This is a genomic window from Pseudomonas sp. MH9.2 (assembly GCF_034353875.1).
GTDB lineage: Bacteria > Pseudomonadota > Gammaproteobacteria > Pseudomonadales > Pseudomonadaceae > Aquipseudomonas.
In genome coordinates, this window is the sequence record NZ_CP133784.1 from 3,116,779 (window position 1) to 3,139,977 (window position 23,199).

Annotated in this window: 14 protein-coding genes and 2 pseudogenes; 1 reads left to right on the top strand and 15 read right to left on the bottom strand. The window is 55.8% G+C overall.

Annotation, left to right across the window (positions count from 1 at the left end; translation table 11 throughout):
* Positions 1-4: 4 nt before the first annotated feature.
* The 10 genes and pseudogenes from tagH to tssA form a co-directional block, all read right to left on the bottom strand.
* Positions 5-1,183, bottom strand: a complete 1,179-nt coding sequence (gene tagH, locus RHM55_RS14670) for a type VI secretion system-associated FHA domain protein TagH (RefSeq protein ID WP_322177074.1) — start codon at positions 1,181-1,183, stop codon at positions 5-7.
* A 19-nt stretch (positions 1,184-1,202) separates the two neighbouring features.
* A complete protein-coding gene (locus RHM55_RS14675) occupies positions 1,203-1,343 on the bottom strand; it encodes a type VI secretion protein (protein ID WP_322177075.1) in 141 nt (46 codons plus the stop codon).
* Positions 1,344-1,422: 79 nt separating this feature from the next.
* Positions 1,423-2,940: a sigma-54 interaction domain-containing protein gene (locus RHM55_RS14680; RefSeq protein ID WP_322177076.1), complete on the bottom strand. Its 1,518-nt coding sequence runs from the start codon at positions 2,938-2,940 to the stop codon at positions 1,423-1,425.
* 10 nt (positions 2,941-2,950) lie between these two features.
* Positions 2,951-5,563, bottom strand: a complete 2,613-nt coding sequence (tssH, locus tag RHM55_RS14685; RefSeq protein WP_407074613.1) for a type VI secretion system ATPase TssH — start codon at positions 5,561-5,563, stop codon at positions 2,951-2,953.
* A 12-nt stretch (positions 5,564-5,575) separates the two neighbouring features.
* Entirely contained in the window at positions 5,576-6,583 is a 1,008-nt protein-coding gene (gene tssG, locus RHM55_RS14690) for a type VI secretion system baseplate subunit TssG (RefSeq protein WP_322177077.1), read from the bottom strand.
* Positions 6,547-8,337 carry a type VI secretion system baseplate subunit TssF gene (gene tssF, locus RHM55_RS14695; protein ID WP_322182959.1) on the bottom strand — a complete coding sequence of 597 codons (1,791 nt, stop codon included), beginning with the start codon at positions 8,335-8,337 and terminating at the stop codon, positions 6,547-6,549. The genes tssG and tssF overlap by 37 nt, the downstream gene beginning before the upstream one ends.
* A gap of 186 nt (positions 8,338-8,523) precedes the next feature.
* Positions 8,524-8,865 (bottom strand): annotated as a pseudogene (gene tssE / locus RHM55_RS14700) (type VI secretion system baseplate subunit TssE); the annotation flags it as partial.
* A gap of 13 nt (positions 8,866-8,878) precedes the next feature.
* Positions 8,879-10,354 (bottom strand): type VI secretion system contractile sheath large subunit, encoded by a 1,476-nt coding sequence (tssC, locus tag RHM55_RS14705; protein ID WP_322177078.1) that lies wholly within the window; start codon positions 10,352-10,354, stop codon positions 8,879-8,881.
* Between the two features lie 28 nt (positions 10,355-10,382).
* Positions 10,383-10,889 (bottom strand): type VI secretion system contractile sheath small subunit, encoded by a 507-nt coding sequence (tssB, locus tag RHM55_RS14710; RefSeq protein ID WP_322177079.1) that lies wholly within the window; start codon positions 10,887-10,889, stop codon positions 10,383-10,385.
* A 32-nt stretch (positions 10,890-10,921) separates the two neighbouring features.
* Complete coding sequence (tssA, locus tag RHM55_RS14715) at positions 10,922-12,478, bottom strand: type VI secretion system protein TssA (protein ID WP_322177080.1); 1,557 nt, start codon at positions 12,476-12,478, stop codon at positions 10,922-10,924.
* Between the two features lie 1,122 nt (positions 12,479-13,600).
* Here tssA and RHM55_RS14720 point away from each other — a divergent pair.
* Positions 13,601-13,893, top strand: a pseudogene (locus RHM55_RS14720) (IS66 family transposase); the annotation flags it as partial.
* 403 nt (positions 13,894-14,296) lie between these two features.
* On the opposite strand, the gene RHM55_RS14725 reads toward RHM55_RS14720, so the two are convergent.
* The 5 genes from RHM55_RS14725 to RHM55_RS14745 form a co-directional block, all read right to left on the bottom strand.
* Positions 14,297-15,475: a hypothetical protein gene (locus tag RHM55_RS14725; RefSeq protein ID WP_322177081.1), complete on the bottom strand. Its 1,179-nt coding sequence runs from the start codon at positions 15,473-15,475 to the stop codon at positions 14,297-14,299.
* A 570-nt stretch (positions 15,476-16,045) separates the two neighbouring features.
* Positions 16,046-17,308, bottom strand: a complete 1,263-nt coding sequence (locus tag RHM55_RS14730; RefSeq protein WP_322177082.1) for a YiiX/YebB-like N1pC/P60 family cysteine hydrolase — start codon at positions 17,306-17,308, stop codon at positions 16,046-16,048.
* A gap of 90 nt (positions 17,309-17,398) precedes the next feature.
* On the bottom strand, positions 17,399-18,829 hold the full coding sequence (locus tag RHM55_RS14735; protein WP_322177083.1) for a UvrD-helicase domain-containing protein: 1,431 nt from the start codon (positions 18,827-18,829) through the stop codon (positions 17,399-17,401).
* Positions 18,822-20,534 carry an ATP-dependent nuclease gene (locus tag RHM55_RS14740; RefSeq protein ID WP_322177084.1) on the bottom strand — a complete coding sequence of 571 codons (1,713 nt, stop codon included), beginning with the start codon at positions 20,532-20,534 and terminating at the stop codon, positions 18,822-18,824. Before RHM55_RS14740 ends, RHM55_RS14735 begins: the two co-directional genes overlap by 8 nt.
* A 217-nt stretch (positions 20,535-20,751) precedes the next feature.
* Positions 20,752-23,184: a S8 family peptidase gene (locus tag RHM55_RS14745; protein ID WP_322177085.1), complete on the bottom strand. Its 2,433-nt coding sequence runs from the start codon at positions 23,182-23,184 to the stop codon at positions 20,752-20,754.
* Positions 23,185-23,199: the final 15 nt, after the last annotated feature.

Sequence of the window (23,199 nt, forward strand, 5' to 3'; positions counted from 1 at the left end):
CGCATCATCCTTGGTAATCGGTGTGAAGACTGTCGACCAGCCGGACCTGTTCTTCGTAGGCTTGGGCAAAGTCGCGCGCCAACAGGCGTTCGCTCCAGTCATCGTCCTGGCTCAATGCCTGGTGATAACGGCCATATGCGCGCCACTGGCTGCCGGCTGTGGCAAACAGCGGGTTGTGTCCATCACGCTCGAAACGCAGGGTCAGGTGCTGCGGCGCGAAATGCTCCAGGGTGCTGCGCAGGGCCGCGCGGCTGGCGCTGAGCAAAGCCACCTGGTGCGCTTGCAGGTCATGAAACGTCCGACTGATCGCCTGTTCCGCGCTTAACTGCGGCTTGCTGGCGAGCAGCAAACTGTTCACGGCTTCGCTGGCATTCACGGCATGCTTGAGCGGATTTTTGTGGGTGTACTGCCCAGTGGTCAGTGCCAGGCGCAGTTCGTTTTTCAGCTCGCTGCGGGTGCGCAAACTCTGCTGCAAGCCGCCCACACACTGCTTGAACAGTCGCGCAGTGTTGACCGCCAAGGCTTCTCTGCCCTCCGGGTCCAGATCATCGATGTCGATGCCTAGCGCCTGGGCAAATTGTTGCCAGAACGCTTCGCCCTGACGTGCTGGTGGTGGTGCCGGTGGCGGCTCGGGAATGGGCTCAGCAGCCGGCGCCACCAACGTCGGGGTCCGCACGTGCTCCCTCTCGATGGGCGCGTAGTCCGCGCACTGCTGCGGTTCTAGCACGGGCATGTTCGAGGCGACTGGTTGATCCACAGAAGCCATTGGCATCTCCCCGAAATAGGCATCCTCGGGAATGGTCATCCCGCTGCCCGACAGTGGTGTCGGAAGGCTGACCTCGGCGGCCGGCTCGACCAAATCGCGCAGCACCTGCGCCCGGATTTTGAACCGGCCCAAATGGTACTCACCACCGTCGACGATGCGCTGTTCATCCCCGTGCTTCATCCGCTCGCCACTGGTGTTGTCCCAGGTACCGTTGGTGCTGAGGTCGGTCAGGCAAAAATGGCTGCCGCAATAGCTGACCAGCGCATGTTGGCGAGACACTTGGCTAGTGGAGTCGATAATCACCCAGCCGGAGTGCCCTCTGCGGCCAATCGAACCGCCCGCCACCGTGAACACTTTGCGGTTCACCTGCGAAGGGTCCGACTGTTCGCTGTTTAGTATTTCCAGAACCAGTTCCATTGTGCTGCTCTCCTTGCGGTCACTTGCCGCGATTGACCACATGCGGGTCACCCAGGGGACGATAGGTGTCGTCGTTGAATTTGTAGTTGCCGCTACAGCCGCCAAGGGCACTTGAAACGAGCAGCGCCAGCAAGACAGCCGACCAGTGACGAACAGACATCAGAGGGTCTCCATGAGTGAGTGCAGGCAGAGCTGCAAGGGAACGGGATGGGTGTGAAAACGGGATCGACATGCGCGGCTCAACTCCCCACATCGCAAGCGCGAATATTCAAACGAGCCATGCGATACAGCAGGGTGCGTCGTGGCAGTCCCAGTTGGCGGGCGGCGATGGTTTGATTGCCATCGGTCTTGCGCAGGCAATCGAGCAACAAGCCGCGTTCGATCTGGCTCAGGCGTGCGCGCAGGTTCAGCCCACTGTCAGCAGGCTCCAGCGCACGCCGCAGGGCAAAGTGCTCGGGCAGTAACTCATCGCCTTCGCACAACAGGATGGCGCGCTCGACGAGCCCCTTCAGTTCACGGACATTGCCGGGGAAGGCGTAGCCACACAGGTGGTCGAGCGCGGCATCGGACCAGTCCAACTGATCGAGCTTGAGAAAGGTGCAGGCCTGACGGGCAAAATGCCGCGCGAGATCCAGCGCATCACCGCCACGGTCCCGAAGCGCTGGCAGCTCAATGGGAAATTGCGCCAGGCGGTAATACAGGTCTTCGCGAAAGCGACCATCGGCCACCCGTGCAATAAGATCGCAATGAGTCGCGGCGATGATGCGCACGTCGATTTTGTGCGTGTCGTTGGAACCCAACGGGCGGATCTCGCCTTCTTGCAGCACACGTAAAAGCTTGGCTTGCAGCGACAGGGGCATGTCGCCAATCTCATCGAGCAACAGGGTCCCGCCATCAGCGGCATCGAACAGGCCCATGCGGTCACGGTCAGCGCCGGTGAAGGCACCTTTGCGGTAACCGAACAGCTCGCTTTCCAGCAAGCTCTCAGGAAACGCCGCGCAATTCTGCACAATGAATGCCTTGGAGCTCCGCGACCCGCTGTCATGAATGGCGCGCGCCACGACTTCCTTGCCGGTACCGGTTTCGCCCATGAGCAGCACGGTATAAGGGTTATTCAGCACCTTGCCGATCAGCTTGCAGGTCTGGCGCATGGCAGGACTTTTACCGATCAGTCCGTAGCCACTGGCGACCGGCACCACGTCGACCGAAGAAGGCGGCGCGCCGGGTGATCGGCGCGATGGCTGCAGCAGGCGCATCTGCCCTAGGGCGAACGCACCCAGTTGACCCAGCGAATCGGCGAATCCCGCGAGTTCGCGATGATCACGGCTCGCGCAGACCAGCAATCCGCTGACGGCCTTGTGTTGATCGAGCAGGGGTACGCACAGCAGCGATTTCCAGGGCTTTGCGCCTGGTGGCAGAAAATCGGTCTCGTGCAGGCTGGCATTCAACTCACACAGGCTGACCACTTTGTTCTGGCACAACGCGTATTGCAGCAACTGCTCGCCATCGTAATCCGCAGGCAGGCTCGTGGCGGCTCTTGGCTGTAAAAGTCCCTGCCAATATTCGGCATTCAGAATGAGGCGGGTATGCGTGGCATCCAGCAGATACAACTGGCTGAGTTCACACGCGCTGAGCTCGGCGGACGCACGCACGAAATCGCCAAGCAACGTCGCCCCATCGTCAGCCCGGGACAGATGGGTAAACTGCGCCAACAGCGCCTGAGCGAAACGCAAGGGTTGCGGCACATGTGTGAACATCACGTCCACCTCACGCAAACTCGCACACGACAGCGCCTTGCTCATCGAGAGTGGCGTGCACCCGCTTGAGCGTTTCTCCAGCAGCCATGGCGTCGAGCAGCCGGTCGGCAATCAGTGGCAGCACGTGGGAATCGAGCAAGTAGTCGATCAGGCGCGCGCCGCTATCGCTCTGGGTGCAGCGCTCGGCAAGATGATCGACCAGCGCCTGGCAATGGCTGAAATCCAATCGGCGTCGCGTCAGACGCTCGGCCAGACGTTGCAGTTTGATCTCGATCAGTTCGCGCAATACCGGGCCACTGACCGGGTAGTAAGGCACCACTCGCATTCGCGCCAGCAGTGCCGGTTTGAAGTGCTGGCTGAGCACCGGGCGGATGGCTTCTTCCAGCGCTTCGGCAGTGGGACGATTACCGTTGCTGCAGAGCGCATTGATACGCTCGCTGGCCAGGTTCGAGGTCATCAGGATCAGCGTATTGCGAAAGTCGATTTCGCGCCCCTCGCCGTCATTGGCGATGCCCTTGTCGAAGATTTGGTAGAAGAGATTCAGGACGTCGGGATCGGCTTTTTCGACCTCGTCGAGCAGCACCACCGAGTACGGCTTCTGCCGAACCGCTTCGGTGAGCATGCCGCCTTCGCCATAACCGACATAGCCAGGTGGCGCACCGATCAACCGGGAAACGGTGTGCTTTTCCTGAAATTCGGACATGTTGATGGTGGTGAGAAAACGCTCGCCGCCGTACAGTAAGTCCGCCAGCACCAGCGCGGTTTCGGTTTTACCCACGCCGCTAGGACCGACCAACAGAAAGACCCCGACCGGCGCATCCGGTTTATTCAGCCCGGCCGCGGTAGCGCGCATCGAACGATCCAGTGCATGCACCGCCTGCTCTTGCCCCCGAATACGCGCGCGCAAATCGATGGCGAAGCTGGCAACCCTGGCATTGTGTTCGCGCGCCATTTGCGCCAGAGGCACGCCCGTCCAGGCGCTGATCACTTCGGCAACCTGTCGCGGGCACACCTCAAAACTCACCAGTCGTTCCAGCGCTTGCGCCTCAATCAGCGTGCGATGGGTTGCCTGCAATTCGGCTTCAAGGGCCAGCAGCCCGGCTGCTGCATCCTCAGTGGTTGCACCGACTTCATCGTTTTCAACGGAGCGCGCCTGGGCCACTTGCTGACGTAGCTCAAGTAGGCGTTCCGCGAGCTGCCGTTGTTCACCCCAACTTTTTTCCAGTGTTTGTTGTTCGCGCTCGGCTTCTTCAAGACGCTCTTCCAATACGCTCAATGCGTCTTGATCGATCAGCAGTCCTGCCTCGGCATCCCGACGCAACGCAATACGTTGGCGCCCTCCTTCGGCCAACTCGCTGCGCACCCGCTCCAGACATTCCGGCGCGGCGGCGAGGCTGATGCGCACCCTGGCACACGCGGTGTCGAGCACATCAACAGCCTTGTCCGGCAGCAGTCGACCCGAGAGATACCGCGCCGACAATTCGGCCGCTGCCACGACCGCATCGTCACGCAGATAGATGCCGTGGCTCTTTTCATAAATCGGTGCCAGGCCACGCAGAATAGTGATCGCCTCACTGACCGTAGGCTCATGCAGCTGCACTGGCTGGAAACGCCGCGCCAATGCCGGGTCTTTTTCAAAATATTTTTTATACTCGGCCCAGGTGGTCGCAGCGATGGTGCGTAACTCTCCCCGGGCCAGCGCCGGCTTGAGCAGGTTGGCGGCGTCCGAACCTCCCGCCTGGCCTCCCGCACCGATCAAGGTGTGGGCCTCATCAATAAACAGGGTGATCGGTTTGGGTGATGCTTTTACTTCATCGATCACGCCTTTCAAGCGCCGTTCGAACTCACCTTTGACGCTGGCACCGGCTTGCAGCAAGCCCATGTCCAGCGACAGCAATTCGACGCCCTTGAGCGCCTGCGGCACTTCGCCCCGCGCAATGCGCAAGGCCAGCCCCTCAACGATGGCGGTTTTGCCGACCCCCGCTTCACCCACCACAATGGGATTGTTTTTCCGCCGACGGGCCAGAATGTCGATCATCTGGCGGATAGCCCCATCGCGACACAGCACCGGATCTAGCTTCCCGTCGCGGGCTTGTTGAGTCAGGTTGTGAGTAAAACGTGCGAGCAGCGACTCACCTGTTACAGCGGGTTTACCGGCAGCGTCCGGCTCGGCTTTTTCTGACAACGCAAAGTCCCTCAGGCGATCACCGTCCAACGTGGCCAGCAGTGCCTGATAACGACTGCCGGCGTAACGCATCGGGTTACGCAGCAGCGCCAGAATCAACGCGGACTGGGCCACCTGGCTCTGGCCCAGTTCCAGATTGGCAACCAGTAAGGCGTCTTGCAGCCATTGCACCAACTCGGGCGCAAACACCGGATTGCGCGAAGCGCTGTGCTCGACTCGCGGTTGCAATGCAGCAGCCAGCTCACCGGCATCGACCTGTGCATCCAACAGTGCTCGCGCCAACAACCCCTGCGGTCGCTCAAGTAGCGCGAGCAGCAGGTCTTCGACCAGGATTTTGCTACCGCCACGAGCCACACAACGCTCGGCAGAACCTTCCAGGTCGCGGCGGGTTTCGGCGTCGAGCGCCTGAATTAGTTGTTGCAGGTCTACGTTGATCAAAATCAGGCGTCCTTAATGGATTTTGCTGCCGAGGGTGACGATGCCGTCGGCGCGTTCGCGTCCGAGCCAGCTGGTCCAGCCAAGACGACAGTCGTTCTGCGGGTCGAGGCGCAGCTCACGAATTTCTTCATGACGCAGTACCAGTCGAATGTCGTAATCAAGCGGGTCTCGCAGGGTGAAACGCACCAGCGCGCATAACGGCTGATAGCCCGTGCCAATGGGGAGAAAGTCGTGAAAGCTCTGCCAACTCAGTTCGCGGATGTGCACGCGAAACTTGCCGCCGCAATCGCGCACTCGCTCGCCCAGCACAAGGTCCTCGCCCAGCCGGCTATTGGCGGTTCCCAGACGATTACGCTGCTCTTCGAGAATCTGCACCGTGCGCTCGATGCACTGTTCAATAACCAGTTCGGCGTGCTTGAAGTAGTACCGCAGCACGGCCTCGATCAGCGCTGCCGAATGAGCACGCAGGCTGAGCAGGCCCAGGTAAGGCAGCAACCGTTTCCAGTTCAGCTCCCTGGCTTCGCGAATAGCCTCACCACCCAGCCCGATCAAGGCGAAAAGCTGTGCCGAAAACGGGTCCTGCGCTTTGCTTTCGAAACGCGCTTGATAGCGATATTTGCGCCAGATCGGTAGCAGCAAACGTTGCAAGCGATGATGAAAAAGGTCGAGGAAATCGCGCGTCGAATTGCCCTCTTCGCGGTCCCCTAGAGCTTGCTCGCCATAGAAGGCGGGCAGCGGCGAGCCCGCCCCCATCAGGCTGATCAAGTTAAGACGCAGGCGCGCCCGCATCACCCCGTGCTCTTCAAAAAACTGCACGCGGTCTATATCGCTGCCAGGAAAGCCAAAGCTTGGGTTGGCCTGAAATTCCAGCAGGTCATACAGCTGCTCGTCATTCATCGGGGCGTTGGATTGACGCAACCGCGCCATGATCTGCGGCACCGCCTGGAAGATCGAATACTCGCGTATGGCCTTGCTCAACCCGCTTAAAGCAGGGGCTGCAGACCCATTCGTGGTGTCCATTGGTACTCCTCACCCTGTGTGCTTTTCACGTGTAGTTCGTGGTACGAATTGAGGCTGGCATAGAGCGCGAAGAACTCGTTGAGCACCGAAGCGAAGAGGAACAAATCGCCTTCGCCGACGTAGCCCTGAGGGTCGATGATCAGTTCCGTGCGCAAACCGCGCAGAGGCAAGCCGCGATGTAGACGGTCAACGGGTTGATGGCTGATGGACTTCAGGGCGTTAAGACGGGGTTTGCTGGCATTACGAGCCTGTTGGTCGTAATAGCGCGGCAGGTCGTAGGTTTCGAGAATCACCTTGAGCGCGTTGACGTTGACAAGGGACACGTAGTTCAGCGACATGTTGCTGATCAACTTCCACAAGAAGTCGCTATTCAGGGGGGGTGGATAACTCGACGTCGGGCTGAGGATATTGCGAAAAGTCAGGGACTCACGCGCACCTGAAGCCGCCACGCAGATATCCCCTTTCTTGAGCTGACGTGGCAAATTCTGATTGGTGCAGGTCAGTTCGATGGACACCGTGTCAGTACTGTCAGGGTCATGAAGGCCAAAACGCAGGAACGTGTCCAACCCCTCGTGCAGCAATGATTGACGCTGCCGAACGCTGTAATGCGGGCGGGCCTGTAACGCGTCGAAACTTGGGTCGTGCTCGAAGGACTCGAACGGCACGAACACCTTCGCATCAGCTTCACCCTTTTGACTGGCGCTCACGCTATCCACGGAAAACACACCGTAGTTCCCCCGATTCTTTTCATCGGGTAGCAACAGGTACTCGTCCTCCCTGCCATCAAACCTGATCGGCGACGCATGGTGCTTGAACAGATTGGCGATGGGCGTGCAATACAGCTTCACGTTATTCAGCGTCGGGCGCTGGCGCTGCATGCCGTTTTTATTGATGGTGAAACGCAGCAAGACACTCCGCGCGCGCTTGAGCGTGTCTTCAGGGATACGTCCGAGAACACCCAGCCCGGACAGGTCAACGAACAGAAACTTGTCCTGGAACGCAAAATATTCCTGCAAATAGCGGTAACCGCGAAAGGTGTTCAGCGGGTAAGGAATCAATGCCTCATCTTCGGCAAACCCGACGGGCTGGACGTTTTCACTTGGCAATAGGAATGACAACGTGTTGCCTAGATCCACACCTTTCATGTGCTCATGTTTAGCGTCCAACGGAATCACCTCAATGCTGTCCAGATGACGCAGCAGGCTGAGATGAAGCGTCTGGCTGATGTAGCGGTCACCGGCAAAGTGCAGACGAAGACGGCTTAGATCGAGCTCGCCAAGATGCCCGTCACACGTCATATCCAGCCGCAGCGTCAGCAGGGCGCCGTCGCCATTTTCCGAATAATTCAAAGCACCCAATTGCAGGGCCGATACCTCGGTGGCATAACACGTGCTGAAACCACACACCACACCATCAAGAGACTGACTTTCAACATGCATATTGCGTTCAGCCAAAAGTGCCGGACCCGCCTGCTTCAAGGGGTCGAACTGCAACATGCTGAACGCCGGCAACGGGCGCATGTAGTTCGGCCACAACAGGTACATCAACGAATGGGTCAGCTCGGGCAGCTCATCATCGAGTTTCTGTCGCAGACGCCCCGTAAGAAACGCAAAACCCTCAAGTAGACGTTCCACATCGGGATCACACCCGCTCTGCCCAAGAAAAGGCGCCAACGCAGGGTTACGTTCAGCGAAAGCACCGCCCAACTGACGCAGTGCGTTCAGTTCGCTTTGGTAGTACTGATTAAACGACACGGGCGATAACCTTCCTGCACGCACACTGCGTGGTTGATTTTTTCGGGTGCGACAGTGCCGCTTCAGATAAAAAATGTTCCACGTGGAACACGCGCTTTCGCTGATAACAAGGGAGGCTTGATACTTAACCGTGACCTGTCCGTTGCTGTTCAGGCGCGCGGCAAAACTCACCAGGCGCTTGATGCCATTTACTTCGAGCAAACCCTCGATGGTGAATGCCAGTCTTAAGGGGTCGTTCTCGTTCGGAAGAGAATGGACTTTCACATCGGCCAGACGCGGCTCATACGCGCTCACGAAACCCTCTATGGCCGAGCCGGCCTGACTCAAGGACTCATGCAGGCTCAAGCTCATATTGTTCAGGTCCGGCAGCCCGTAGTCGGGAAGCGTCTGTACGCTGCCTGCACGAGTACTGAGCATTTTTGCCAAGTGGGCAGCCACCGAGTCCATGGCGCAATCCTCGCGACTTGATTCACTTCGCTTACGCGTGTCGCCGCCAAGGCGCTCGAAAAGGCTGCCGTATGCCGTCATGACGTTGCTCCGCTTACTCTTTGTCCAACTTGCCAACCAGCGACAAGGTGAAATCCGCCCCCATGTATTTAAAGTGCGGGCGCACGTTCAAGCTGACGCGATACCAGCCAGGCTCGCCTTCAACGTCGCTGACGACGATTTTTGCGGAGCGCAGCGGACGGCGGCCACGGACTTCAGAACTAGGGTTTTCTTGGTCTGCGACGTACTGGCGAATCCATTTGTTCAACTCTTGCTCAAGGTCGGTACGTTCCTTCCAGGAGCCCAGTTGTTCGCGTTGCAGCACTTTGAGGTAGTGCGCCAGACGATTGATGATGAACATATAAGGCAGCTGGGTGCCCAGTTTGTAATTCAGCTCGGCAGTTTTGTCTTCTTCACTGTTGCCAAAAAACTTCGGTTTCTGCACCGAACTGGCCGAGAAGAACGCAGCGTTGTCACTGCCCTTGCGCATGGTCAGGGAAATAAAACCTTCTTCCGCCAACTCGTATTCACGACGGTCAGAGACCAATACTTCGGTTGGAATTTTGGTTTCGATTTCGCCCATGCTGTGGAAGTGATGCAGCGGTAAATCTTCAACCGCCCCTCCGCTCTGTGGGCCGATGATGTTCGGGCACCAGCGGAACTTGGCGAAGCTGTCGGTCAACTTGGTCGCGAACGTGTAGGCCGTGTTGCCCCACAAATAGTGTTCGTGACTGGTGGCGACATTTTCTTTGTAGACAAAGGTCTTCACCGGATTTTCTTCAGGGTCGTAAGGATTACGCAGCAGGAAGCGCGGCACAGTCAGGCCAACATAACGCGCATCTTCCTGTTGCCGGAAACTTTGCCATTTGGCGAATTGCGGACCTCCGAAGTGATCTTTCAGGTCTTTCAGATCAGGTAAGCCGGTAAAACTTTCCAGACCGAAAAACTTCGGGCCCGCAGCCGCAATAAACGGCGCGTGTGCCATACACGCAATGCTGGAAACATACTGCATGGTTTTGACGTCGGGCGAACTTGGCGAGAAGAAGTAGTTGGCGATGATTGCGCCTACGGGCTCGCCACCGAACTGACCGTATTCAGCGGTATAAACATGCTTGTAAAGGCCCGACTGCATAACTTCCGGCGAGTCTTCAAAATCGTCCAACAGATCTTGCTTGGAAACGTTAAGCACCTGGATCTTGATGTTTTCACGGAAGTTGGTGCGCTCAACCAACAACTGCAGACCACGCCATGAAGCTTCCAGCGCCTGGAATTCCGAGTGGTGCAGAATCTCGTCCATCTGGCAGCTGAGCTTGGCATCGATCTCGGCGATCATGCGGTCAACCATGGCTTTCTTTACAGGCTCGCCGTTGTTCTGCGGCTTGAGCAACTCTTCGATGAAGGCCGAGACACCGCGCTTGGCGATTGAGTAGGCATCATCGTTGGGGCTGAGTCTAGTCTCGGCAATGATGCGGTCGAGGATGCCGCCTTCGAGTAGTTCAGTACTTTTTTGCTGTGCAGCTTTAGTGCTCATAGAGATGGCTTCCTTTGCTGATGAGGTCTCAAGCGTCCGGCGTAGCGGCGGCATTCATGCTCAGTTCACCCAGAACACGGGCACGCGCTTCATCGTCGGCGAGTACACCTTCGATAGCCTTTCGGAAAGCTGGCGCATTACCCAGCGGACCTTTGAGGGCCACAAGCGCATCCCGCAGCTCCATCAGTTTTTTCAACTCTGGAATCTGCTCGATCAGGTTGGCCGGGCCGAAATCTTTCATCGAGCCGACCTTGAGGTTGATCGCCAGCTCATCGGTGCAGCCCTCCTCCTGAAGACGATTGGGTACGCTCAGCGTCAGGCGCAGTTTTTGGTTGGCCAGCACGTCGTCAAAGTTGTTTTTGTCGATGCTGATCGGCTTGCGATCCTCGACTTTGCGTTCATCCGCTTGCTGGGTGAAATCACCCAGTACCAGCAGCTTCAGCGGCAGCTCGATTTCTTCTTGAGCATTGCCAAGCGCGGGTTTAAAGGTGACGTTGATGCGTTCTTTAGGGGCAACCGAGCCTTCTTTGGCCATGGCGTTTCTCCTTGCGGTTATGACCCGAGGGCCTAGGGAAGTACTACTTCAAGATCGAGGTGGCACAACCGGTGGTAAACATCTTCCTTGCGCTCTCGCACCACTTGGTTTTGCGGCAACAGTTCGCAGCAGCTATACAGGAGGTGCAGCACTTGCAGCGCAAGGTCGGGCTCCCAGGCATCAAGGCCGGCATCCCGTAATTGCTGATCGAGAGTCTCAAGCTGGGTCTTGGCCAGTTCGTACTTCTTGGCCTGGTAACACAGTCGAGCGAGGCTCAATCGCCAGAAAAAACGTACCCTTCCACCTTGAGCGCTCTGCAAGCCCTGCTTGAGAATCTGCACGGCAGCCTTGAGACCATCCCGGCGCAAAACGGGCAATACGTCTTGCAAGGCGTCTTCCCAGACGGCTTGAGTGTTATCGCTTTGCAGCGCGCCGGGCGCATCGACCACTTGCAGATGAACCAACACATGGGCGCTGATCCAGCTACGTGTAGCGTCATCCGCGAACGGCACACCGTCGTGAAAGCGCAGGTCGACTATTCCCGGCAAACGCTGCAGCAATAGCGAAAGCTGAACCTCGACCTCGCGCATGGCCAAATCGGCATTGAGCCGCTGCAGGCACTCCCACACCATGCGTTGGCCGTCGAACCAGAACGGAGAAACAGCAAGGCTGGCCTCCAGATCGACCAGTAAATCGGCGTACTGCCCTTGATCCAGGCGCTCCTGATAGCTTTTCAGCCTGTCCGCCGGCAGCCCGCGCAAGACGGTGATGTATTCGGCGTTACGCTCCGGGAGCGCCTCAATCGTCAGCCACAACAGGGTCCGATTGAGGCGTAAGGCACGAAGGTCGGTGGCTTTCTGGCGTAGCCACCAGGCGCACAAAGGCCGTGCATTTTCCTGCTGCACACGCAGGGCTTTTTGCGCGTCCTTTTCATTGTCGATGGGCGAACCCGGGGTGAAGAGTTGAGTGGCCGCCTGTTTCACCTGGGCGAGCGCCGCGCCCATCGCCCCTGGCTCAGGCTGGTTACTCGCTGCGCGCTGCACCATGGCTGCCAGTCGTCGCCGGATTGGCAACAACAACGGGGCGTCATTGCCCAACTGCAGCGTCAGCAGGGCATCCAGGCCCTCAAAGTGTTCAACCAGACGCCTGAACAGGGACAACTGCTCTTTAATCGGCACGCTCTCTGCCAACACCTGCTCAAGACGCGGCAACAACCAATTGAAGGCGGCTACGCGGGTACGCGATTTGAGCGGGTGCAAGCACTCCCAGTGGTCTTTGCAAAGGTGATGAAGCAGGCCGAACCCCGCCAATAAGCCTGCAAACGAATTTTTTTGGTACAGTGCCCACGCCAGCCAAACCGCCACACGCAGGTCTTTGGAGTGATCACGCAAGATCAACTCGCTGTCATCAAGGATTTTTTGCCAGTCGATTCGGCTGTTCTCATGCAGCGAATGGGCCTTGCCCAGCTCACTTTCCACCGCCTCGTATTCGTTGGAAAAACGAATATCATCCCCGGCGAAGTGCTCCTTGGAGATGGGGGTCCTGGCAAGATCCAGGTAACGGGCAGACAACTCAAGCGAGTAAGTCATCCGAGGCACGCACTGTCTGCACAATACGGAACGCACATCAATGCATGAGTACCTAATGCAGGTGCGCTAAACCAACTCCATGCGGGCGTGCAGAGCACAATCCTTTTATCGCACACCATAATCAGCTACCTCGGACAATGGCGGCGATCTTAAGAGGAGACAGTCTCTGCGTATGTAGGAAAACGCCACCGCGCCTTACAGAAACGTCTGAGAGAATAGTGGCCGGTTTCTTACCTCAAACTTCGCACATTTAAGCTCGCAAAAGTTTGTAGGAAGTTTCCCTCATGTAAGTCGGAAACTAGAGATTATTAAATGGCCTAAATAACGTTTAATATTATATTCAGGCACTGTTTGTTCTAGCCGTAACAATGACTTTTATCACTAATACAACGTGATGCTATTAAACTGATCGATATTACGATGCACTTTCGTCTGGTACTTTTCTTTGTGCCGGTGGCATCGTGCACGTTTGGGTATGAGATGAGTGCTCGCGCTCAGTCCAGCCGCCCGCGCCCGAATGAAAATTCGGGCTATTGGGGCCAAATCTTGGCAAAGATGTGCGGGGAAGGCGTACTGCCCCCAAGGGAGCAACATCCGGAAGATGAGCGCTGATCAGAACAAGATCAGCGTTCTGCGACAGTCTTTCAATTGCAAACTAAGAGGTTGCTGTGAGCGCCAGGAGGGACGCCCGCGCGTCATTCCTCCTAGTGCGACAGTTTTTTACTCAGCGACAGTTTTTATTGTCTATAACCACGGTTGATCCTACTGAATAAAGTCTGTCGGATCGAGCCCAGCAATTACAGGGGCTAGCCTGCGGGCTGATCAGAAATAAAGTCTGTCGCAACACCAATTTTGTGAGCTGTTGCCGTTCGACCTACTAAATAAAGTCTGTCGTAAACTTACAACGTATTGATTTTAAATATTTTTTCCATCTAAAAACAGCTAATGCGCCGAGCGCAAGCACAATGGAGCTACCACGGTCGAGAATCCCTCAGGCCGTCGGGTGCCCGATGGAGAGGCCACTCCTTTTGAAAGCAACGCACCTCTTATATTGCACTGCCATAACGGGCCGGGGATGAGTACCTTTCAGGTGATATTAGAGATACGTCAATTCTGGGTTGTGTCTGGGCCTACAGCAGCACGCAATTCTCGGCACTCAAGGCCGTGGTCTACGACTTCAGCTCGAGCTGTGCCGGCGAATATGCGCGTAACTTCCTAGGCACGTGGAACGGCAAGCTGGTCTGCGATGACTTCGCGGGTTACAAGGCCGGTTTCGAGCTGGGCATTACTGAAATAGGCTGCATGGCGCATGCCCGTCGCAATTTCTCTGATCTGCACATGGCCATGCGGAGCAGGCGCTTCATTCGATTGGCGGTCTCTACGACGTCGAGCAACATGCCAAAGAAATGAGCGAATAAGACAGTTGGCGACTACGCCATGTACCGAAGCTGCGAGCAAGTGAGATCGAGCATTGCTGCCGCATCGGTTGACGCCTAATCCCGCGTAATTGTCCGCTTTTGGCCAACTTCTGCCGGTCACGGCCACCCAGTTTGCTAGTCAAATCCAGTGAAAACGAGTGGTCAAGTCGAATGCAAATGAATGGGCAAGTGGAGTGCGATTACCCAGCTAGCGTCTAGTCGGTTCAATGCTGCCCCTTGCCTTGATGCTTCCTCTGAAAACCCAAACACATTCCGATACCGTTGGCCTTGCTGCCGATCCATACGCCAGTAGGAGAAACCCATATCGAGGCGGGCTCTTACTTGGGGCCAGAAGTAAACGTCATCCAAAGCGAAAATGGAAATGAACAAGGAAGGGCTTTCAATCAAAATCAAATCTTGGTGGCGGTATGTTCACCCTGACCTTGCGGATCTGACTTGCAATGAAACGTGCATCTTGCAATAGCCGCTGCCCTGGAATGTACCAAGGCGGTGTTTCCGTGTTGCTGTCGGAAAAATTGTAGTATCGGGTACTCTCGTCCGTATCCCAGACGGACATTTCCTCATAGTGGAATTCTTTCTGCCCGTATGAAAAAAAATGCTCATGATCGAGATTACGGACCAGGCGTTCGATCATGCCCTCGAGTCGGTTCAGGTATTTGTACGCTTCAATTCGCGCCTGAAAAGTTACGATGTGGTTGAGCGCTTTAAGTCCGTTGCGCTTGCTGACACCATCCAAACTCTCGCACTGTGCTAACGAGGGTCTGACCGCTCGCGCCATGTCCCGCGTTTGACCCATGAGTTCGAGAAACTCCCTCATTCCAAAGATTGTTGAGGAAGCAACTTTCTCTGTTTCGCCCAGCGAGGCAATAGCGATGGCATCCAACGATTGAGTAAGAACATTGATCGCATCCAGGACTCTGGGAGATTTTCCGCCCCCACCCGGGGGCAACGAACACCCTAAGGTGCTGGCGGCGCCGATCACGGTCTTGAGATCTACACCGTTTAAGTTGTGGTATTGCGGGTGGGCCAAGTGAAAACCCCACTTCCATGCCAAGAATAAATCGGTACACAGAATCGCTCTGATCTCCGGCCAGTTCAGCAAATACAGCTTTGGGAGTCGTACCGCGGGCAGCATGGGAGGCACCTGTCCGGGATGTTTATCATCCTCTAAGGCAGAATTGTGCTGTGTCACGAATTTGCTCACCTGTTGGTTTGTTTCCTCGAGTGACGTGACTATGAAATGCGCACTTAGAGGCGCGTGGTAGCCTTCCAAGGCTCGAAGCTCTTTTTGAAGATGTGCTAGATTGAATTTTTCGACCCGCTTGCATTGCATTGTCGCGGGTGAAAAATGGTCGAAAATATCCACGCCGTTCTGGGTGTCACCGTTTTTTCCGTATCCCGACGACACCCAGTAATTGACAGTCGGGCGACGACCTATGCTGTATTTGTGTTGCACTAACGGAAAAGCGTCCACGCAGAAACTCTGGAATTCTTGCCATGTGCTTGGTGGCGTAATACCACGGGTTTGGTCCGAAGCTGCTGTGAGCAGTGTATTCATGGCTATGTTTCCATCCATGGTGTGAGAACGTTGGCCCAATAATGGCCCAATAGTGGCGCTGTAGGTTATCAGCACTTTGTCTGACTAAGAGCCCAGTGCATGACTTCTTTCTATAGCTGCCTGAATGAGCGCTTTGCCGACCCCCTGCCCCCGGGCAACCGCGTGAGCGCGGACGGTCATTGCGTGCGGCATCACGACTGAAAACACTCATTCGGCATGTCGAACATGGGCAGTCGCAACGACTTGATTGAGGCCGTAAAGCCGTTTGGTTAAGACCAGGTGGCAACGCTAAAGCAGCGACCGCACAGAGTGGTTACCTTGGCGTGCGGCGGGCTGGAGTCCGATGCAAACGACTGATCAAGTCGAATTCAAATGAGTGGGCAAGTGCATTGCCAACGCGTGGTCAGGTTGGGTGCAATTAACCATCCCGTACTGATAATCGTCTTACCCTGCTCGAATCGAGAACCGCTCCGGACTATTTAGTACGTTACGCTACCATTCCACCCCTCGGTCAAAAGCCGAAAATAGCTTACATCAACTGGGTTTTTCGTTGCCGTCGGGGGATTGCGGCTAGAAAGGCTTCATTGGTTCGTCAACGGAGCGGATATGAAAGCAGTCATCGCAAAGTCGACACGTCCCAGGTCCAGCCGGTGGGAGACTCAAGAGGACATAATCGCAGACGGGTTCGTCTGCACAGATAGTGCACACATCCAAACTTCCCGCTACCCGGATGGCCGCTTCCGTCATCGCAGCCTGCTTTGGGTCCCACTCGCGCAGCGAAGCGAACCATTCTGGCGTGTGCGGACGAAGCAGAGTGCGAGGCTCCGGCTCAAGCAGCCCCTTACGCTCAAGCCAAGTAGTTGCCGCCCTAATGCGACGAGCATGTAGCTGTGTCAAAAGCTCGTACAGCTCTATCTTCAGAGCGAAATATTGGCGCGGATGCAATGCGTTCACGGTCACGTAGCCCGCATGGTTCAGGACAAAACGGTTTTGCCCTAACTTCTCGCTTGCCAGCAGCTCTTCACAGTATCTCTGCTTGTACTCCGCACAGCTTTCGGATCCCTCCATGAAGGAGACGTGATACTGCCAAGCATTCCTTTCAAACTCATCCTTCCACAGTTCCAGATACCTTGAAGTTCTCAGAGCTTGTACTAGGTGATCATCTGCCTCCTGATGGTCCACTAGGTATGCATCAATGTCGTTGAGTGATTCAATCTCAGAGGACAGCTTTCGGGCTTCCCGAAGCAAGGCATTGGTTGAATCCCGCATAGCCTGAACGTGGTCAATATCTTCACGCCAGCGAGCCTCTTCTTCCGCATTGAGATCTCTCAGCACATTAGGAACCTCAAAAAGCGCGGCGCTATTCAGTAACTCCCCTGGATGGCAAAAGTCAGCATCCGGCACTAGGTTTGCACCGGCCCTATGATAAGCCTGCGCGACCAATCGCGAGCAGAACTGCCTCCGACCGGCCACAAAACCAGCCAACACGCTCTTGGCGGCGCCGATCTTGGTGTATCGAGTACCAACCGCAGCTCTGGCGAAGGTGATAACAGAGTGCAGTTGGTCAGTAGTCAGGGGCACAATCGGTCGAAGAACGTGCCCAGCGCAGCCTGGCTCAAGTATCATCCGCTCGAGATTGCGTGCATGAACACCGTCACCAGTAGAATCGATCACACTCGACTTCCCCACACAAATCATAGCGTGAGAGATGTCCGCGCCGATGGCCTTACGGATCGTTTTGCTCATGGGTTCGGGCGTGGTTGTCAGTACAATATCGCCGAGCTGGATGAGGTCGGAGGCGAACACCCGAGGCCTCAGTTCCAATTCATTCATCTCGCCTTCCATATTGAATATTGCTCCTGTGCAAGTACTGAACGATGGATATTGGTGACCGATCCGAGATGTCCAAAACTGAATAGGCATTCAAGCAGGTAGATGCCGAGCTGTCCCGATGATGGTGAGAGATTTCGCTCCTCGGGTCATTGCGACGTACAAATCCTTCGCATCAAGCGAGTCGGCATCAAGAATGACGGCGTGGTCATACTCAAGGCCCTTGACCAGCAATGTGGTTCCAATCAGCTTACGATGGCTGATCGGCCGCCCCGAATGCCTCATCTCGCGCTGGTAAAGAATACCGGCCTCCACGAGCGTCGCGGCTTGGCCATCAACATGAATCTTGAGCACGCTCAAGAAACGATAGAGTAAGTCACGGCGATAGGCTGAAGTTTCAGGGTTGCTCTTCAAGGTTTGAAAGAATGCCTTGAGATAGCTGCTCGACGGGTCAGACAAATAGTCATTCGCCGCCTGGAGTACCAGCGGATATTTGGTAGTTTGGCGAAGCTTGGTCACCTCGCCTCGTCTTGTGCCTGCCGTTAGCGTGCCAGGTACGCCTGTGAAGCATTTCATCGCAAACGTTACGGCGAGCAGAAAGCCATCCTGAGCGCTTTTTACAGCCCCAAGCTTTTTGAGGAATAAGTGCAGATCTTTCCCTTCGATTTCCTCGATTGACGAAAAGCGTCCGGCCATGGATTTCGCCAAGAGATGCGTTTTGTTCTTGGACTGCTGATCGCCACCGTGCAGGGCGATGACGCTCTCATTATGGTTCAACAGCCCACAGAGAGCTGAGTACTGTTTAGCGGCTAGATACTCGGGCTGAGAGTGAACACTAATTACGCTCGGTGGCAGTTTGGCCAGAAGGTCAATCTTTTGGCCGAGCTCAATCTTTCGCCTTGCCTCTTTTAGCCACTCGCCAAGGGCTGGACTCTTCGCGTTGATCCACCGCCAAGGGACCTCCAGCTGTCCCAAGCAAACAAATTCGGGGTAGATGCTGGCTTCCCAATCAACGGGCTTGCCGTCGTCAAAATCGAATATGGCTTGCAGGGGATCGCCCAAGAGTCGACTTGGAAGAAATTCTGCCAGGCTGCAGACCAAGTCATGCTGCAAGTCCGAGCAGTCCTGGTACTCGTCGACGTAAAGACCTATATAGCTGGACGACACGGCATCGCGAATAAACCTTTTCTCCAGCAAACGGGAGCAGCACTCGTACAATTTATTCCACTGTTTGCTGGTCGGGTTTTCAATTTTCCACCCTGATGCCTTCGGGTATGCCAGACAGATTCGAAGTGCCCAACTAGCGATCGTATCGACCTGGTACTGGGAAGCACGAACGCCCAAGTACGCCATTTTGGTTTTAATCGAGTTCACGCCGGCAAAAGTGTGCGTCAGGATAAGCTGTCGGCCACTGGACGCTCGCACCGCCATCGCAATGAGATGGGTCTTTCCAAACCCAGCAGGCGCGATCACATAGCCTTTGGTGATGCAGTCGTTGAGCTTGATTGCGAGATCGTCAGACACGCTCTGCCCACTCCCAAAGTTTTCCCAACTCCAAGGCGAGATTCGTTTTTCCAAACACCGGATCCTTGAACGCCGGGGACACTGTCTTAAACCACAAGTCGCCTCTGGTCGTGTCCTTAAACCAACCCGCGTTTTTGTTCTTGGCTGCAGCACCAATGGCAGCCCTCAGCTTAAGGCTATCTGGCCACGCGCCCAGGTCTTCGGGAAGCGCTTCCTGATACTGGGTCCTCACTTGGTCGTACACAGGGTAGGAGAGTTCATTTTGGGCAAGCCTCAAACTGGCTAGAACATATACCCAAGGTAGATCCTGAAACGCCCGCTCTTCGAGGGAAAGTTGGTCGCTCCATAGGTACGTTGGAACTCCGATAGCCGCAAGATTAGCCGCATCGGCAGGTGAAAAAAGCTTTTCCGCATCGCCGTCAGCAAGTACCGACACGTCGTAGCACAGCGACTGAAAAGCCTTTGCGATACCCTTTAGATTTCCGGCACCTCTAGCATCCAGGAGCGCCACACCGTGGTATGAAAATGGGTCTCGCGCATTCTCAACTTGATGATCGTCAAACCCTCTGAGGAAGCCGACCTCGGTCGCACCCTCACACACGATGACCTTCTTCGACAAGAATGCTTCAGCGTTTGAGCGGATCTTCCCCTGAATCTCATGCTCCTCTAGACCCTTTTTGGCAGCGGAAATAATCGTCACAACACCGCCCTTGCTGTGGACGACATGAAGGTCCTGCACTGTAAGTTCGCGAAGCACCATGGGCGAGTGAGTGGTCAGAAAATACTGCCCACGCTTGTCCTCTCTGATGTGCTTGATGAGACGTGTAATTCGATGAGGCTCCAGGCCAAACTCCAACTCATCGAACAAGGTAATGTGGCCTTCCTCCAGCCCTGCTTTCTGGATTCCGCACTGAAGCATGCGGCGAGACCCGAGACCTAACTGCCGCAACGGGATTTCGCCGTCATGCAGGGACAGGCCGCCGATTTTCAGATTGATGGAAGCTAGGTCGAGATGTGCCTTGTATCCGTCAAGAACCGGGACACCCAACAGCTTCGCAATCTCTTGCGATTTGGTTGCTGCGGTGTCGAAATTTGTCAGGGTGACAGCCCGGTCGACATCGAGCGAACTCCTCGCGGTCCTCGATGCATTGGCCAATAGCTCGCTCAAGCTCTGCGCCGCGGTAAGCTTGGCAAGAGCAGTTCCGTTTGCCCAGGAAAGCTCTCGTTCGCTAAATACTCCGATGAGGCCCACGCCGACCTTGTTTCTGTCTACCTGTTTGAACGGCACTCCGTCAGGATTGCGATCGCACACGACTGTCCACTTCGGCTCCAGGTCCTTTTCGACGGTAAGCCGGGCGGTCAATACGCTTTCAAAATGATCATCTGGCTCGTCATGAAGCTTCTGAGCTGCCGCGTCCCAGCCCCGTAGGTGAAGCCCGTACTTATTGAGTGCACAGAAATCCGCTGCCAAATGCCCGATTGTGATCTCAATGACGATGGGGTCAGCGATCTTGCATTGGTAAAAATCTGAGTCGCTGAGAGCCAGATTCCACTGGGGATGGAACGTGTACCGGATGGCTTCCAGGATTGTGGATTTTGAGGAGTCGCCCTTGCCTATGAGGCAAAAAATGTCGGCTGTTGGCACGTTCCAATCAAGCGCTTTCACCCCTCGAAAGTTCTTGATCACGATCTTTCTAATTTTCACCGACCGGTATCCTCTGAACGTCATCTATGAGTAAGGCGAAATTCGTTTGTAGCGCCTCACCTGGCTCTCAAGGAGCGCAGCGGGAGTGGCCATTCGCCTTACCCATCATAGATACATCCAGCAAGCCCGGGGAACTGGCCGTACGAATCCGTCGGAGATCGCATTATCCCGCAGGCTTAGGGGATACCTACTGGAGAGGAATCACATCGAATGCTGATCACCCCCGATTCTGTAATCGAACAGCAGTCATCTTGGCCCTTTGCTGCTCCCTGACCACAGCCTGCTGATCTATTCGCGTCTGGATTTGGGTGTAGAGCTGAGCCCGCTCGTTGTCTCGGTCGGCCACCGTAACCACCAGCGAGTACTGTTCCTTTTCTGCGGCCGAGGGATTCCAGTCACGATCCTGCCTGACTACGACCACAAACCACTTCTCGCCAGGTTTTCCTTGTTTGAACGTCCAGCGAGAAGACTGAACCGTACCGTGGTTTCTCATCTGGGCGGGAATGTCGCGATTTGTGTCCCTGGCCTCTTTGAGTACCTCCGTCGTCTTTTTCATCTCCTGGCTAAAGTGTTTCTGTACCTCCTCCAGCGAGGTGCCTGTGACCAAGCGGTAATAAATCTGGGTAGCCAGATACTCAATCCGGGTAGTCCGGACTACTGGCGAGTAAGCCAGTGTTATTGAAAGCTCTCGCGTCCCTCGAGCGGAGCGCAAATAGTCCTCCGGCAACGGCAGTTCAAAGAACTGGCATCCGTCGTTCTCGATAGTTTCCTCCGACATCAACACCACGACGTTATCGGAAGACCTGAAAAGATCAGCCTCACTCACCACTCCATAGCCGGCTACATCCCTTTCTACGTCACGGTTCCAGGTGGCCTTCGCCTTCTTGTAGCTCTTTCGAAACTCCTCAGAAAACGTCGAGGTGACCGCATCCGGCAGATAAGCCTGATTGACCAGCATTGCGCGAAGCATGTTCGCTGACGCCGTTGGGTACGCGTTCAGCAGGCGCCCGGCTAGGTGAGTGATGTACGGCGCCGCCAAGCTAGTTCCGCTGATCTCCTTGAAGACGGTATTCCCCGTCCACTGGTGGTTGAGCGTTAACACACCCAACCCCCGCATGTGTGGCGCCCATTGCGCGTTTGCTTGCCTCATAGGACTGGCGAGATTGCCGCCGGCCGCAACGAGCTCGGGCTTGATCGCGCCTTTTACCGACGGACCGTGCCGCGTGAAGGGAGATGGCTGGTTTTCCGAAGCAGGTGAGAGTTGGTAAATCTCCGGATACTTCTGACTATCAATCGTGGCGTTGTGCCGGGAGATGCTTCCCACAGTCAACACCATCATTGCAGGTGCGGGGTCAATGATTGCGCTCTGGGCAGCGATTAGGTACTCCGGGTACTCGTCGCGCCAACTATTGATTGGGACCGGCGGGTTTTCGGAGCCACAGAAATTGCCCGTAGAGACTACGAACAAGATGTTGTACCTCCGGGAAAGAACATCCAGGATGTAGGCTAGTCCTCTGACGTGCGCACCATCGTAGGGAGCATTATTGTTGCCCAGCGAGAGGTTGAAGATCCGGCAGCCGAGTTCGACGAAATGCTCTACAGCCTTCGTCAGCGATACCTCGAGTGTGAGTTCGTCGTAGACCGCATTACCTGTATGCGGACATTTCTTCATGACTTTTCCATTGAAAAGCCAGAACTCCGGCTTCCAGAAATTGGAGTTGTTACAGCCCTCCACGTCGCCATACAGGGCAACGCCGGCCACAGCGGTGCCGTGACCCGCTTCATCTGCATCCCCCTCTTCATCGACGAACGAGGCGCTCTCAGCCATTGCAGGCTTCAGGAGGGGATGATTCCCGTTGATGCCGCTGTCTAGAATGCAGACGCGGGCTGCGTCATTGGGTGGCGCCGGGATGTTGAGAGGCAACTCATTGATGTCTCGGTTCAGCTGTTGAATGCTAATCCCGGTGGCTGGAATGAGGTCCACTAGGCGAACATCGCGCTGGTTCAGCAGCAACTGTGCTTGCACAGGAGTCACCTCGACCCGGTACATGAGGAGGCTGTCCAGATTGATCCTGTCGAGCTTCTTGATGTGCTCGGAGGCAAGCCAGGTCTCGAAAGAAGTGGTGAGCAGAACACGACTCGGGTGATGCGCAACCTGAATAGGCCACAGTTCGACATCGAGCTTGAAGGTGGGGGTGTCCGGTAACCCTATGTTCTTAAGAGCCCAGCTCTTCCGATCTTCTGCGGACCAAGCATCTACACCTGCAATAGCCTCCAGAATCTGGCGATGGGTCAACCCCGAGTCCATAACACCCAGCTTTTGCAGATGAGCAGTAAATTTGGCTAGACCTTCCTCACTCGCGAACACTACACAAAGTTGCTTGCCTTCTTGGCTAACAAATTCCAACCCATGTGTATTCAGGTTGGCGAAGGTAAGTGCGCCCTCGTACTCCAGCTTTAGAACGTAAGGGGATTTGTCTGACGAGCCGATCTGCTTCTTGGCTAACCCTTCCGCTTTGGCGAAATATGCGTTGAGCTTTTGACCGTGACCGCGCCTATCTTCCCGGGTGACGAAGTGAGGGGGACTCTTGGTCCGGCGCGAGTTATCCAGAACTTCCCGTGTAATGCTCAGATGCTTGTAGGTTGCCACCGCTTCTTCCTTGAA

Coding starts and splice junctions, on each gene's coding strand:
- RHM55_RS14725 (WP_322177081.1), bottom strand. CDS start 15,475: ATGAATACACTGCTCACAGCAGCTTCGGACCAAACCCGTGGTATTACG.
- tssC (WP_322177078.1), bottom strand. CDS start 10,354: ATGAGCACTAAAGCTGCACAGCAAAAAAGTACTGAACTACTCGAAGGC.
- tagH (WP_322177074.1), bottom strand. CDS start 1,183: ATGGAACTGGTTCTGGAAATACTAAACAGCGAACAGTCGGACCCTTCG.
- RHM55_RS14730 (WP_322177082.1), bottom strand. CDS start 17,308: ATGAATGAATTGGAACTGAGGCCTCGGGTGTTCGCCTCCGACCTCATC.
- RHM55_RS14675 (WP_322177075.1), bottom strand. CDS start 1,343: ATGTCTGTTCGTCACTGGTCGGCTGTCTTGCTGGCGCTGCTCGTTTCA.
- RHM55_RS14680 (WP_322177076.1), bottom strand. CDS start 2,940: ATGTTCACACATGTGCCGCAACCCTTGCGTTTCGCTCAGGCGCTGTTG.
- tssB (WP_322177079.1), bottom strand. CDS start 10,889: ATGGCCAAAGAAGGCTCGGTTGCCCCTAAAGAACGCATCAACGTCACC.
- tssA (WP_322177080.1), bottom strand. CDS start 12,478: ATGACTTACTCGCTTGAGTTGTCTGCCCGTTACCTGGATCTTGCCAGG.
- tssG (WP_322177077.1), bottom strand. CDS start 6,583: ATGGACACCACGAATGGGTCTGCAGCCCCTGCTTTAAGCGGGTTGAGC.